This window comes from Caldithrix sp. (assembly GCF_056497305.1).
Map to the genome: position 1 here is coordinate 25,869 of NZ_JBSMDE010000203.1, position 14,893 is coordinate 40,761.

The window sequence follows — 14,893 nt, forward strand, 5'->3', positions numbered from 1 at the left end:
TGTGCCTCAGGATTTCAACTTTGCGGCTCTCTCTTTCAGCTCTTCAGGGGCCTCCGGATGTTGTACAACAAAGTCGATGTCTTTTTGAGCCATGGCCTGTTGCTGTTGCGCCAGGAAGACGCGAGCCCGATTCAAATAAGCGTTAAAAAAGAGCTCATCTTTTTCGATGGCCAGATTAAACCAGCTTAAAGCTTCGTCCGGTTGTTGGGCGTTTAAATGCGCTTCGCCTTTAAAATGATAGCCTCTTGGGTCCTCAGGGAAGTTTTTAACAAACAGGTCGGCAATTTCATTGGCTTTGTTGTAATTTTGACGTTGCAGGTAATAGCGAAAAATGCGGATTAAGATTTCCCGATCATGTGCGTTTTCCTGAATTGCTTTCTCAAATTCAGCTTCTGCTTCGGACAACTTGTTTTGCTTTAAAAAGACCATGGCCTGCGCCATATGCCCATGCGCTCTATCCTGTTCTTTGATCTGCTCCAACAATTCATGGGCTTTTTTCTCATCGCCACCGGCCACCGATGGCGTGAAGAGATAGATCATGAATAGGCCTTCTCTGGCCAGCAAGCTATCCGCTTTTAATGCAAGCGCCTTTTCAAAGGCGCTTTTCACCTTTCGCAATAGCATGGCGCCTTTAATCATGCCGGCTTGCTGAGCTTTCATGCCCAGTGTTTCACCTAACATCGCATGATATTCTGCTTTTTGCGGCTCCAATTCAATGGCCTTTTCAATATATTTTAGCGCTTCGTCATACTGATCTTTTTGAAAAGAAATTTTGCTTAAATAGAAATAGAGTTCGGGCTGATCTCCCTGTTCGTTTAACAGGGCTTTTAACCGTTTCTCCGATTGATTGATTTTCCCCATCTCGAACAGGTTCAGGGCATCATTCAGTTCAGGCATAACTTCCTCCGTTTATTGATTCATTTTATTAAATTATGAAAAATGGACCTCTATGTCATTTCTTAATCCAATTTATTGGGGCGAGAAATCTTTTAACCGAAACCAAAACAAAAAGCTTCTCGTTGCCCAATTTTTTGGGACTCATCCAGATAACAGAAAATTTTCCCCTTTGCAGAGCTCTTCTGTGTTCAAGTAAGGCGTACACCTCACCTGGCAAAAATCGGCGTTATTTTAACAGCATGACTCTCAGGCCTCGGTTTCCAGAAACGCCCCCAGACTTATCAGGTAAACATAACAGCCTAAAATTTGGAGAAAATAGCAAACAGAGGTGTGACCTAAGGCATTCTGAAATCATCAAAAACTGCAAAATCAAAATAAATGGCCATAAGCAAACAGCCCGAAGATGCCCCCGGTATGCACAAATACAATCTTTTTCGAGGACCAGTTACCTTCCTGCAACAACGCTTCGAAACCCAACCAGGCTTTGACCGTGTAAACCGGATCCAGCACAAAGCCATAACGCTGTGCTACGCGTCTAATGGTTTTAATTTCAGTCCCGGTAACTTTTCCGTAACCGGGCCCGACAAAGCCGTCAACTATTTCGATCTCTTCCTCTTTAATGATCAACTCGGGAATGAATCGTTGTTTAAAATCCAGAGCGATCTGTGCAATCTTTTTCTTGAAATATTCAGCGCTGTCACACACATTAACAGAAATGATGCGACAGGGATGTCCCATGAGCCACTTACCGATTAACAAGCCGGCATGGGTCCCACCGCTACCGGTAGCCAGTACAATCACGTCAACATCGGGTAGTTGCTGCACAATCTCTTCAAAGGCTCTAACATAGCCCCAGGCCCCAAAGGCATTGGAACCGCCTTCTGGAATAATGTAGCATTGCTCGCTTGCCTCGTTTGCCACCTGTTCCATGATGGCATTCACGTGTTGGTATTCTTCAGCGGAAACGAATTGTACATCCACATTCAGTAATTTATTTAGTAGAAAATTTCCGGTGGCGGGCTCAACAGGCGCCTGGCCTTTTAGAACAAGCGTCGTCTTCAGTCCCAGCCTGGTGGCCAGGAAGCCTACCGCCCGACAGTGGTTAGATTGAATACCGCCACAGGTAATAATCCTTTGCGCCTTTTGTTCGAATGCCTCTTTGAATAAAAAATCTAATTTTCTTACTTTGTTGCCCGATAATTCCAATCCGGTCAGGTCATCTCTCTTGACAAAAATGGGATTGGAGGTTTGACCTATTTTGATGGGTTGTAACGGTGTAGGAAGTAAAGCAAAGTCAAAATGTTCGATGTATTCCATATTTTCTCTTTACTTTTATTTTTAAATTTGTTATATGATAGTAATTAAAATAATAAAATAATCCAGACCTGCAAAATTTTAAAGGCATGACAAAATGAAATTGGAAGCGCCCCTGCTCTTTGCGGATGGAATGGATGATCAGGACTTTCTGGCCCTTAAAATTGTTTTGAAAAACGGACAGAATGCAGAGGAATTCAGGTCATTCTTAAAACAGGTACACTCACTGGGTGTGCAAAGAATACTTTTAGAAACGCCCCTCAGCGTATTGGAACATCTTTTTAAGCAGGATCTGTCGTTAATCAACCTCTTCCGCAAGTTCCGGATTTCCGTTATTTTCTGGCCCGATTTAGCACAGCTCTTTTCCAGCGATCCCCTAAAAGCCCGCAAATATGTGTTACCGGCGCTCTTTTGTAACCATCAATATTTTAAGCGAAATAAAATTTTAGGCTATCCGGTCTTTCATTTCTGGGATCAATCTCCGGAAGTCTATGCGTTTGAACAGGTCAAAGGGCGCACGTCGTTTACCATCCCTTCCCCGGAAGACGTTGAATCCATCTTTTTAATCAAAAAGGAACAGAATGGCAGTATGGACGATCAGGTGGTAGATATCACGGACTGCTTTAACAGAGAAACCGGCGCCTTCACGGACTGTAAGGCGCTAAGCGAAGGGAAGGCCATTGTTGTACTCCGCCTGTACGCGGTTTCGTCCAATACCAATCCCCCTTTTCTCATCAATTATTTTGACTCCTCCGCTCTGGCAGCCATTCAAAAGCATTTTAAAGAGGTACTGGACCACCTCCCGTTTCGCCCGGAAAGTATTGTCTATCCACTGGACCACATGTTCGACATCACCCAATCGATTAACAGGGTGCATTACACGCCTTCACTGGAAAATGTGTTAAATGGCATCAAAAAAACCATAGCCTACTACTATTTTAAGTCCGAGGCTCAACTCGACAATTTTTTCCTTAAAATTGTTTTTAAACGCTTTTTTGTTTCTGTGTTAAAATCGCGCCTGGAAATCATCGCTTCAAAAGTACATTACCTGGTGCGAGCAGAGAAGCCCCTGACGCACATCTTACCCACCGATCACCAATATATTTTAACCATTGATCATAAACATTTTCACATCAACACCCCCTACTTCTGGCAAAGTTTCAGCGCCGTTAAACAGATGGCCTCCGAAGCCTTTGCCAACGATCAATCCAATGTGGCGGTGAATTTTGCTTCTTTGCTGTCACCTTCTTTTTCCCTGGTTGAACAAAAATTTTACTTCGATCTCCTAACTCAGGCCGGAGCCACACAATTCTGGCTGACAGTCGACCGTGTTCCGGCTGCTCAATTTTCTGATCCCACGCTATTCAATACGCAAAGCGCCTACTTGCACCAGTTAATCAATTTTTTAAACAAAGGCGTTCCCAACGCCCAAATTTTGATGTTGATCCCCTCGCTGGATGTCGACAAAGCAACCTATTACCGCACCGTCGAAGTCCTGTCTAAGTCGGGCATGCAATTCGAATTAATCAGTTTCGATCATTTTATTGCAGAAAGATATTGTAAAATAGAACAGGACAGGATTCTATTCAAACAACAATCATTTAGTCTCATTTTATTGCCGGGCATTCGCAACATTCCCTATCGTGTTTTGAAGAAGCTGTTTTTATTCTTTAAATCCGGCGGACACCTTGCCACTTTGTGCGTGCTACCGGACAAAGTTGAGCTTAAAGAAAAACTGAAAAAATTCAGGAAGATTAAACGCCAACTCTGGTTGTCTGATGAAAGTTCGGGCAGCATGGCTTTTGTCCAGGACGACTCCCAGGGCAAGAGTTACTTCATCCCTAAAATTGAACAACTCCATTCATTTTTGACCTTCTACCTGCAAAAGAACACCGTATTTTGGGAAGGAAACGATATTCTGCTCAGAGTCAAAGAGACACAACACTCTTACTTCGTCTTTTTGACCAACCTGCGTTTTGAGCAGTACAATCGGGGAGTGCTAAAATCGAAAGAGATTGCTCAACCATATCAGTGGTGTTTTGCCGAAAAAAAACAAAGGCCTGTTCATTACTGGAACATCTACGCCGATCAGCTGGAAGTTCCCCTGACCTTTGCCCCACTGGAGAGTAAGTTGATCATCATTCCAAAGAATAGCGATGTAAGCGACTTATGGCGTCTGGCTTTTTGTAGCGCGAATGATTTTGAGCTGGAGGTCACACCGGAAAATCAATTTCTGATCTACCTGCCTCAGGACCAATTGGGACCTGTTGACATCGTTCTGGAAAACAACAAGAGCCAGAGGCCGGCCAGTTTTATGATTACCGAAGTACACCCACCCATTGCCCTGCCGGACGACCACTGGATTCTGGAAACGGAGTTTTTTAGCAAGGTAATTCATTTACAGGATATTGAATCGATTTTGGACCCCAGAATTTCATCTATTCGACTGCGCAACAGTTTCATGCTCAAGCAATTCCGGAACGATTGCGAATATATTCTGGAGTTACCGGGTTTAACCCAGGCCTGCGAGCTGAGGATCAACGGACAGGTGGTTAATAGGCGCTGGTATCCACCTTTTAAATTCCGCCTGGGGGCCTATCTAAAAACGGGGGAAAATCAGATTGACCTCATTCTGAATCGCGGCGCTTTTGCGAGTATTGAATTATTTAGTCCTGTGCCCAGTTTTAAACTGCCTGGCCCGCTACAATTGAAAGTTTTAAAACAATTTGAAATCAAACCGCAAGTCCCTAATCGGGACACCCCTCTCTGATCCACTGAAGGATGCCATTTAACTGATTTTGATTTAAGGGCTCGCGGGGAATGGGGGGCATCAGGTCCTGCTGCTCATTAGGATAGCCAACCGACAGAATCAAATACAGCGGCGCAATATCCGGATTTTTTTGATGGATGTTCAGATCGATCAATTTTTCGCCCGTTTTGGTTAGCGTAAAATTTAGTAGTAAAGATTTAGTCACCAGAATCGAGTAGGTTAAACGGTTCGTATTGGTTGGTTGGTCCGAAGGAGAATGACATCCAGATTCCAGGCCGCATTTTCTATCGAATAAAGGTTGTACATGATTTAGAAAACTGACGCCTTCTTCAGGAAAGACAATTTCCTTATTTTCTGAATCGGTTCCGTTTTTGCCACAAAACACAACAATCAGTGAAAAAGTGCATAAAATTAGAGCAGATTTAAAAAAATTAAAAAAATGTTTAAATTTTGACGATAGTCTTATTGTCATAACACACGTTTTGTTTTAGTGAAACATGAATTGGAATTTACAAAGGATTGGCAAAAGAAACGAATTTTTTTGCCAGAGGAATAAATTTGATAGTTAATAAATTAATTTTTAACCTTCTACTTAAGAGAAAATTTACAGGTAGGTATGCGTGCAGAGCAGATGCGAAAAATATTGATTATTGAAGATCACAAAGAGATGCTCCTCATCCTTACGCGTTTTTTGGAAGAGGACGAATTTAAGGTATTCGGTAGCGAAGATGCTGAAAATGGTTTAAGCATACTGGAATCCGAAAAACCGGACCTCGTTTTACTGGATTTGATGTTGCCAGGTATGTCTGGGCTCGAAGCCTTAAAAATCATTAAAAATACGGCGGATTCTGCGGGCTACACTCCGGTTATTATCATCTCGGCCAAAAGCGCCACCGAAGACATCATTACCGGTCTCAAATTGGGGGCAGATGATTATTTAACCAAACCCTTTAATCTGGATGAACTTAAAGCGCGCATCAACACGGCCCTGCGCATCAAAAACCTGAATGAAAATTTACGAAATAAAAGCCAAGAATTGGAGAAAGCCAATAAACAGATTAACCAGCTCTATCAACAATTACTGGAAAAGAATCAGGAACTTAGGCGTAATGTTTTTAATCTGAACTCTCTATTCGAAATTTCCATTGAATTAAACTCAATCCTTGAATTTGACCGGCTGGTAAACTCTATTTTACTCACTCTGGTCGGGCAATTTTCCTGTAAAAACGCACTGTTTTTATTAACTTCGAAAGTGAAGCCGGATTTATTGGAACCTATCAATTCCAAAGGATTTCACCAAAAAGAGATCGAAGATTTTGCCATTCATCGAACCGACCCTTTGATTGCGAGCCTGAACCAAAATCCGGCGCCTAAATCGATTGACGCCCTGCAATTAGAATTAAAAAGCAAATCGTCAGCCCTTGAAAAATTAAAACAATTGGGGCTGGAATTTGTCACCCCCATAATGGTGCAAAATCAGTTACAGGGCTTAATCGCCCTGGGCCAGCGCCTGTCTAACCGCAATCTGGATCGCAATGAATGGGAACATCTAAGCATTTTGACCAACATCATCTCCATCTCAATTGCCAATGCCCTGCTCTACGATGAGATTAAACAACTATCTTACACAGATGGCATGACGGGATTGCACAACTTCCGTTACTTTAAACTGCGTCTGAATGAAGAGGTGGTACGTCACAAACGTATGCGGACCGACCTGTCTTTACTGATTCTGGATGTTGACCATTTTAAAAATTACAATGACACGCTCGGTCATCCGGCTGGCGACGAGGTACTGAAAAAATTTGCTCAAATTCTGCGTCAGACCGCCCGTGAAAATGACATTGTAGCGCGCTATGGCGGAGAAGAATTTGCCGTGATTCTCCCAGGCACCACAAAATCCGGTGCAGTTATTGTAGCCGAACGTATTCGTAAGGCGATTGAAAAGACCTATTTCCCTCATGAAGAGATTCAACCCATGGGTAAAGTCACCGTCAGTGTGGGCCTGGCAACCATGCCTCACGATGCGTCCACGGGTGAAGAATTGACACAAAAGGCAGATGCCGCGCTCTATTTTGCCAAACGCCACGGACGAAATCGTGTAAAGGCTTTTGACTCAACTGTAGAGAAGGAAATTCTTCAATGAAAATCGGGATTACCTGCTATCCGACCTATGGGGGGAGTGGCGTGGTGGCTACTGAATTGGGAATTTATCTGGCTTGTGAAGGTCATGAGGTGCATTTTATTTCGTACGCCATCCCCTACCGCTTGAATCAGTTTCAAAAAAATTTGTACTTTCATGAAGTGGAAGTGCTTGAGTATCCGGTTTTTCAATATCCGCCGTATTCGCTGGCCCTGGCCTCCAAAATTGTGGAAGTGGCAGAATTTGTGGGATTGCAAATCATTCATGCCCATTACGCCATACCCCATGCCACCAGCGCCTGCCTGGCACGCGATATTCTCGGGAATCACAACATTAAAGTCATTACCACTTTACATGGCACCGATATTACGCTGGTTGGGCAGCATCCCTCCTTTAAACGTACCGTCCAATATGCCATCAATAAAAGCGATGGCGTTACCTCGGTAAGTGAATACCTGGCCAGGGAAACAGGCCAAGCCTTTGACATCAATAAAAATATCCAGGTCATACCTAATTTTGTGCCAACCAATTATCTTAAATTGGCTGATAAATCGCCTACTGTTAGAACACCAGACAAAAGTAAGCCATTGGTCCTCTGCCATATCTCCAATTTTCGTCCCCTAAAAAGAGTGAGGGACATTGTGTTGATTGTGGAACAGCTTATCGGTCGTTTTCCGGTTCTGGTTTACATGGTTGGAGACGGGCCTGACCGTTCTATTGTGGAGCATATGATTCATGAAAAAAATCTTGAAAAATACTTTATCTTCCTGGGCAAGCAAGATTCGGTCATGAATATTCTATTAAAATCAGACATTTTCTTATTGCCCAGTGGAAATGAAAGTTTTGGACTGGCGGCCTTAGAGGCCATGGCCTGTGGCGTGCCCTGCGTAACTTCGGACGCCGGCGGTTTGCCAGAGGTCAACATTGATGGGAAAACCGGATTTGTGGTACCAATCGGTCAGATCGACCGCTACGTTCAGGTAATTGAAATGTTGCGAAACGACACAGAACTACGGAAACAATTTGCCAGCAATGCCAAACAGAGGGCCTTTGCCCAATATCATCCGAAAAACATTACGCCCCTCTATCTGAAATTCTACCAGGAAATTCTTAATCAGGAATAGGACGGCAAATGGCCGAACTGCTTAAAACCCCAGCCCTGATTTTACACTCCATCCGCTGGCACGAAACCAGCAAGATTGTTACACTTTACAGTCGTGAATTGGGATTGCTCAAGGCCATTGCCCGCGGTGTATTCCGTAAAAACAGTCCTTTAGCTGGCCGTCTTGAAACACTGAATCTGGTTCAAATCGCTCTTTCATTTAAAGAAACGCGCGAATTACAGATCATTACTTCGGCTGACATATTGGACCTTTTCCTTCCTTTAAAAAGCGATTTACACCGCTTACCTTTTGCCATGGCCATGTTAGAAACGATTCAAAAAACTTTGCAACCCGGGCACAAAGACGAAATATTTTTTGATTTCCTTGTACAAATGGTGCGCGCCACTCAACAAGCGCCCCATCCGCAAATTGTGTTCTGGTATTTTTTATTAAAATTTTGTTCTTACCTGGGATTTAAACCTAACTTCCAGAGCTGCCTCTGGTGTGGCCAAAGCGACTTTGAACAGGGCGCCATCTTTGTGTTACAGAAAGGAGGCCTGGCCTGCACCCGTTGCGCTTCTGATACGGCCCACAATTTAAAACTAAATGCTAAAGAGATCTATTTTTTACAACGTTTACAAGACTACCCTTACAAAAAAATTCATACCTTAACTTCTGAATTTGGTTTTTCCATTGATTTTACCGCTTTGCTGTTGAAATATTTAAACGTCCACCTTGGACATTCTCTGCATCTCGATTCATTAAAAATGCTCCCTTAAAAATAAAGACGTTTGCCCAATTTTTAAGGTAATCTTAACTCTGGTAAACTCTAAATCTGGCCAATGCTGGTTCAACCTACGAATCTTTCTACAGAGAATTCTGGTGAGCAATCCGTTTAAACATGTAAAAAAAGCGAATTACAAAGGCCAGGCCCGCAAAACTCAAACCAGTTAAAAATCCCAACCAGATACCATTGACATTGAGTTGAAAGGTAAATCCCAATAAATATCCGACCGGTAAACCAAGCACCCAATAAGCCGCAAAACTTAATATCATGGGAATTTTTACATCTGTAAGACCGCGTAAAATAGCAATACCCGCTGCCTGGGTTGCATTGGAAACCTGAAACAGAGCGGCAATGATTAATAAAGTGGAAGCCATTTTGATGACCTGGCCATCCTGAACGAATAACAGGGGCAATTCATCTCTAAAGATGACAAACAGTAATCCAAAACAGCTCATTAATACAATAGCTAAAAACACCGTGGTCAGGCCAGCGCGCTTTACGCTTAACAAATCGCTTTTGCCCAGAAAATGGCTTACACGAATCGTACCGGCGGCCGTAATCCCCAGGGCAACCATGAAAGATAGCGAAGCCATGCTCAGCGCAATTTGATGTGCCGCCAGCGATTGGCTGCCTAACCAGCCGATCATCACAGCAGAAAATGAAAAGGCCCCCACTTCAAAAAAGTGCTGAAAACCGGTTGGGATGCCAAGGGCAGCTAATTGCCTGATACGCTGCCAGCTTAAATACTTCCAACGAACCGAAATCTTAAAATTGCTAAAACGTGGACTCCAGCGGATGAAGAAGATTAAAGTAAGCCCCTGAATGATGCGCGTCAATAAGGTAGAAAACCCTGCGCCCGTTAATCCCATTGCCGGAACCCCCCAGTGACCATAAATGAGCAGCCAGTTGCCCAGGACATTAATCAGATTGGCCAGCATCATTACGTACATGGCCGGTTTTGTAATGCCCAATCCTTCTAAAAATTGTTTTAAAGACTGGAAAATAACGAATGGCACAAAACTAAATCCGATAATGCGGGCGTAGGGAATGGCCAGAGTAACTACGGTAGGTGGCTGCTTTAATAATGTAAGCAATGGCGCAATGAAAAAAATAAGTAAAGAAAGCAATAAAGTAAATAGCGTATTAAACCACAGCGCATTTTGTAAAATATTAGCGCAGGCTTGCTCATCTTTTTGTCCACGGGCAATGGCCACCAGCGGGGTAATAATCAACGAGAGCCCAAGACCAAATACTAAAAACAAAAAGGCCAGTCCATTGACCAGGGAAGCGGCAGCCAGGGAATCGGCCCCCACGTGACCGACCATCATGCTATCCACCACGCCCAGCATTACATGTCCCAGGTGAGCAATGGAAACCGGATAAGCTAAACGAAGCGTTTCTTTAAAATGGCTGGAATAGATTCGAAAAAACGATGTCATGGTTTTGCCCGCAAATCAGTTGACCTGATGCTTGTGGTAAATCTCAATTTTCTTAATACGGACTTTAAAGAATTTGCCTGTGTTATTCGCTGCGGGTTACGTTTATTTTGCATGACTTTTCATTAGCGCCGATGTTCAATTTTAAAACATTTGTTGTACTATTCCTAAAAAATAAGGCCATCCAACTCCCAGATAAGCGGATGGCCTGAATTTGGAAAAGATTAATAGCTATTTTACAGCTCATTTAAAATCTTGGTGTACAGGTTCAATAATTCCTGTTCCGGATCTTCGGAATGACAGGCATTAATCTCTTCCAGAGAAATGCCGATTTTTTGCAATAACTGACGGGCCTGGTACCAGGTAGGAATCCAGACCAATCGACGCCGGATGGCCTCTTTATTGCCCAACAATCTTTCAAAGTGTCCGACATTCAACATGAAATAGATATTATTTGGGAACGGTGAGGAAACTTTAAGCGAACGGGACGGATCCCAGACAAAACAACCGGGATGCGGGTCCCAAACAAGTCCATTTTCCTTCAGATTCCTGGCAAAAATACAAACACGCTCAGTAAAAGGAATCGGAGACAAATCCGTTTTAGGATTAAATGGTGTTGATTTCATGCGATCCTCGTTTTGATTTCACAATTTATCAATTTTTAATGAATTATGATTTTATCGATAATAATTTAATTAAAAATTTAGAAAATTCCTAATTAAACGTAAAACGGCAGGTAGATAAAAGTAGACTTTAAATTCACTCTTTGAATTGCAAGATTTCAAGGTAAAATTAAAATTAGAGTATTTTTAAAGCTTTACAGGTCTCATAAGTAAATTTTAGATAATGATCGAATGCGTTTTTATATCTACTAATTTTACTAAAAGCGGGTTGATGAGCAATTGGGAATAAACTGCGGCTTAATAAATTAGTCTCCGCCCGGCAATAGTTAAATGCTCTGGACGGGTATTCATTGCCCGGCTCAAAGCCCCAGTAATAATGAACATTTGATTTAAAGCCATCTTTTGTCAATAATTTTAGAACAGGTTCTCCCAGCGTTAAAATGGGAACATCGCCAAATATATCCAGTTCCTCTATTAATAATTTTAAATTAGGATCAAGATGCTTTTTTAGAACATCAAACGTTTTTTCCGGGGGCTTTTTATAAAAGTACTTAAATAGATTAGTAGCGTAAATATTCTCTATTCCAACATTTAAATTTTTGCAAATTTTCTCAATATAATTTTTAAGCGCCCCGTTTTTATCCAGATTTAAAGTAATATCAATTTTTTGTCTGGATTTTTCCCGCTGAATGGTTGGATCCTGAGCAATGATGATCACTTTAATTTCACTGCTCATTTTAAAAGGCACGACGGGGAGTAAAGAATCATCAATTTCATTCACAGGATCATCCATAAAATTTTTAAGATAATCTCTAATCAAAATCGCTTTTTGAATAACTTCACTTAAATGCATCTCTTTTTTCTCCTTAAAATCATATTTGTTTTCAATCCTTTTTCCCATTTAAAATTTCAATCATTTCCTGAAAAGTTTCCAGGGCGTCCTCAAGATTATCCACAATTTCTTCGGCTAAAATGTCCGGAGCAGGCAGATTGTCCAGGTCGGCAAGGCTTTTGTCTTTGATCCAGAAGATGTCCAGGCTGGTCTTATCCCGGGCGATGATTTCATCGTAGGTGAACTTTCGCCAGCGGCCATTGGGATTATCCGGCGACCATGTTTCCTTACGTTGATGCCGGTTTTGCGGATTGTAACAGCGGATGAAATCTTCAAGATCTTCCAACTTTAACGGATTTTTCTTTAGCGTGAAATGTACGTTTGTGCGGAAGTCATAAATCCACACTTCTTTTGTCCAGGGCTCCTGGCTGGCCGGACGATTGTCAAAGAAAATGACGTTGGCCTTGACACCGGGCTTGTAGAAAATGCCCGTCGGCAGACGCAAAATGGTGTGCAGTTCAGTGTTCTCTAAAAGTTTTTTGCGTACCGTTTCACCAGCCCCGCCTTCAAAAAGCACATTGTCCGGCACAACGACGGCGGCTTTGCCGGTGGTCTTTAACATGGTGTAAATGTGCTGCACAAAATTCAACTGCTTATTGGAAGTGGTGGCCCAGAAATCCTGCCGATTGTAAACCAGCTCTTCTTTTTCCTGCTTGCCTTCTTCATTGGTAAAGGTCATGCTGCTTTTTTTGCCAAAGGGCGGATTGGTGAGGACATAATCGTACCGGTCGCCGGCATCGGACACCAGTGCATCGGTGGGAGCAATGGAAGCGCCTTTATCGATATCGCCAATATTATGCAGAAACATGTTCATCAGAGCCAGCCGGCGTGTGTTGGCAACAATTTCATTGCCATGGAAGGTTTTGTGTTTTAAAAATTCCTTCTGCTCGCGATCCAGAGCATAATTGTTGACGATAAAATCATAGGCAGCCAGAAAAAAACCACCCGTTCCGCAGGCCGGATCGGCAATCGTTTTCATCGGCTCCGGACGGATGCAGGCTACCATGGCTTTGATTAAAGGTCTTGGCGTAAAATATTGACCGGCCCCGCTTTTTGTGTCTTCGGCGTTTTTTTCAAGCAAACCTTCGTAAATCTTTCCTTTAACGTCCGCGCCCATGGTCGCCCACTTTTCTTTATCGATCATATCGATCAATTTGTAGAGTTTGGCCGGATCCTGAATTTTATTTTGCGCTTTAGTAAAAATCTGCCCTAACATTCCTTTTTGATTACCTAACGCTTCAAGGGTGCGGACGTAATGAGCTTCCAGCTCAGCCCCCCGTTTGCTGCGCAGACTCTGCCAGTTGTATGCTTCTGGAATGGTCAAATGACGGTTGTAAGGAGGTTTTGAAAATTCATCCGCCATCTTTAAAAACAGTAAATAGGTCAACTGCTCCAGATAATCACCATAGCTGACGCCATCGTCGCGTAGAACGTTTGCAAAACTCCACACCTTCGAAATAATGGCCGATGTGTTTTCGGACATCTTAACCTCCATTGTTAATTTTCCTTTTAGACTTCTGCAAAATTGCATTAATTGTCATTCTGAGCGAAGCGAAGAATCTCATAAGTTAAATAAAAACAGTGGATTCTTCGTCGTCCCGATTCTCGGGACTCCTCAGAATGACAGCCACAGTTTAATTTTGCAGAAGTCTTAATTTTCCTTTAAATAATAGCCGCCCGTTTTCCGGCTACCGCGTCTTTCGATTAACGATTTTTCTTTTAGAACTTTCAATTGTCTTTCAATGGTCTTTAGAGACCGGTTTGCAAGAAGCGCTGGAATATCTTTAACCTGAATTCCGGGATTTATTTTTATGATTTCCAGCAATTGTTTTAATTCCTCATTTAATCCCTCAATTTTATCATCATCTTGCGGGGTAGCTTGGGGGGTAGCTTGAGGGGTAACCTGGGGGGTAAAATGAGGGATTATTTTACCGTTATTTTTTTTAGAATAATATTTTTGATTTGGACTATTGGGTTTTTCAGGTATTGTTAATAATAATAGTCCTTTTTCAACTAATGGATTTAATATATTTCGCCTGAAATATTTTCGATCTCTCAATCCTGTAAATTTTTGAATTTCTTCCCTCGAGCGGGGTTTTTCACAAAACGCCAGAATTCTTTTTATTCTCTCCTCTTGCGGGGTAACCTGCGGAGTAACCTGCCGGGCTATTTTGCTTACATCTACGACAATTTTGAAAATATCACCTTCAATTAATTCCGGTGGCGTATCTGAAAAAACATGGTAGTATTTGAACAGATTACGCACACCGGATCCAAGTTCATCAGCGCGGCCAATTTCCCTGAAAAAACGGGCAATCACCGGATTTTTGGGGAACGGTGAAAAATTGGCGGGCGTAATAATGCCGTAGCCATGCGGACGGTTGGCATTCTCCGTAAGCACACGATTCTGTTCAATAACCAGTTTAGCCGGATAGTGATTTAAATATTCCCGATGAATCAAAATATTGGAAATCACTTCACGAAACATTCGTTCGCGCGGAGAGATGCGCTGATCCCCTTCTAAATAGAAAGGATCGGGCAGGTGTTTCTGGATGAAAGCCATCAAGCGTTCGTAGCTTTCAATCAAATTGGTGCGCACGTCATCCCGATCATCGTAGCGGTCCACATTAATTCTGCGCAAAATGGCGTCTGTTCGGTAGTGCGGCAGTATGGAGTGAATGACTTCATCCCTGCCCAATAAAAGAACGGCAGCAAGCGTAAGTCCTTGCTGACCTGTACGATAATCTTTTTGATAAAGCCGCGCGCTTTTGAGCAATTCCATATCATCTAATTTTAACCAAGGGTGCTCAGGACTGCGAATGGAAAGCATTTTGCGTACATAGCGTATTAGATCTTTGCGCAGATCGCCTGCCTGCACATAAGGGTAAATTTTATTTTCGGAAAACGTACTTTGCTTACGAATGTACA

At 42.6% G+C, this 14,893-nt stretch carries 12 protein-coding genes; 4 read left to right on the plus strand and 8 right to left on the minus strand.

Annotated elements, in window-relative coordinates:
- Window positions 1–6 precede the first annotated feature (6 nt).
- Window positions 7–897 carry a tetratricopeptide repeat protein gene (locus ACWB0I_RS16990; protein ID WP_479389281.1) on the minus strand — a complete coding sequence of 297 codons (891 nt, stop codon included), beginning with the start codon at window positions 895–897 and terminating at the stop codon, window positions 7–9.
- Window positions 898–1,266: 369 nt separating this feature from the next.
- Window positions 1,267–2,214, minus strand: a complete 948-nt coding sequence (locus tag ACWB0I_RS16995) for a 1-aminocyclopropane-1-carboxylate deaminase/D-cysteine desulfhydrase (protein WP_479389282.1) — start codon at window positions 2,212–2,214, stop codon at window positions 1,267–1,269.
- A 94-nt stretch (window positions 2,215–2,308) separates the two neighbouring features.
- Between ACWB0I_RS16995 and ACWB0I_RS17000 the strand changes: the two genes are divergently transcribed.
- Complete coding sequence (locus ACWB0I_RS17000; RefSeq protein WP_479389283.1) at window positions 2,309–4,981, plus strand: hypothetical protein; 2,673 nt, start codon at window positions 2,309–2,311, stop codon at window positions 4,979–4,981.
- Here the strand turns inward: ACWB0I_RS17000 and ACWB0I_RS17005 are convergent.
- Window positions 4,959–5,366: a hypothetical protein gene (locus ACWB0I_RS17005; protein WP_479389284.1), complete on the minus strand. Its 408-nt coding sequence runs from the start codon at window positions 5,364–5,366 to the stop codon at window positions 4,959–4,961. The two genes, ACWB0I_RS17000 and ACWB0I_RS17005, sit on opposite strands and share 23 nt — an antisense overlap.
- Before the next feature lie 246 nt (window positions 5,367–5,612).
- On the opposite strand from ACWB0I_RS17005, the gene ACWB0I_RS17010 reads away from it, so the two are divergent.
- From ACWB0I_RS17010 to recO, 3 genes are read left to right on the plus strand one after another with little or no spacing between them, the layout of a single operon-like run.
- Entirely contained in the window at window positions 5,613–7,127 is a 1,515-nt protein-coding gene (locus ACWB0I_RS17010; RefSeq protein WP_479389285.1) for a diguanylate cyclase, read from the plus strand.
- A complete protein-coding gene (bshA, locus tag ACWB0I_RS17015) occupies window positions 7,124–8,248 on the plus strand; it encodes an N-acetyl-alpha-D-glucosaminyl L-malate synthase BshA (protein WP_479389286.1) in 1,125 nt (374 codons plus the stop codon). Before ACWB0I_RS17010 ends, bshA begins: the two co-directional genes overlap by 4 nt.
- A gap of 8 nt (window positions 8,249–8,256) precedes the next feature.
- Window positions 8,257–9,006 (plus strand): DNA repair protein RecO, encoded by a 750-nt coding sequence (gene recO, locus ACWB0I_RS17020; RefSeq protein WP_479389287.1) that lies wholly within the window; start codon window positions 8,257–8,259, stop codon window positions 9,004–9,006.
- A gap of 88 nt (window positions 9,007–9,094) precedes the next feature.
- Here recO and ACWB0I_RS17025 read toward each other — a convergent pair whose 3' ends face one another.
- The 5 genes from ACWB0I_RS17025 to ACWB0I_RS17045 all read right to left on the minus strand — a co-directional run.
- Window positions 9,095–10,453: an MATE family efflux transporter gene (locus ACWB0I_RS17025; protein WP_479389288.1), complete on the minus strand. Its 1,359-nt coding sequence runs from the start codon at window positions 10,451–10,453 to the stop codon at window positions 9,095–9,097.
- 233 nt (window positions 10,454–10,686) lie between these two features.
- Complete coding sequence (locus ACWB0I_RS17030; RefSeq protein ID WP_479389289.1) at window positions 10,687–11,076, minus strand: hypothetical protein; 390 nt, start codon at window positions 11,074–11,076, stop codon at window positions 10,687–10,689.
- A gap of 172 nt (window positions 11,077–11,248) precedes the next feature.
- Window positions 11,249–11,974, minus strand: coding sequence for a hypothetical protein (locus tag ACWB0I_RS17035; RefSeq protein ID WP_479389290.1), 726 nt, complete (start codon window positions 11,972–11,974; stop codon window positions 11,249–11,251).
- Window positions 11,958–13,448: a class I SAM-dependent DNA methyltransferase gene (locus tag ACWB0I_RS17040; protein ID WP_479389291.1), complete on the minus strand. Its 1,491-nt coding sequence runs from the start codon at window positions 13,446–13,448 to the stop codon at window positions 11,958–11,960. Before ACWB0I_RS17040 ends, ACWB0I_RS17035 begins: the two co-directional genes overlap by 17 nt.
- A 168-nt stretch (window positions 13,449–13,616) precedes the next feature.
- Window positions 13,617–14,893 (minus strand): Fic family protein (locus ACWB0I_RS17045; RefSeq protein ID WP_479389292.1); only part of this gene is annotated, 1,277 nt, incomplete at its 5' end.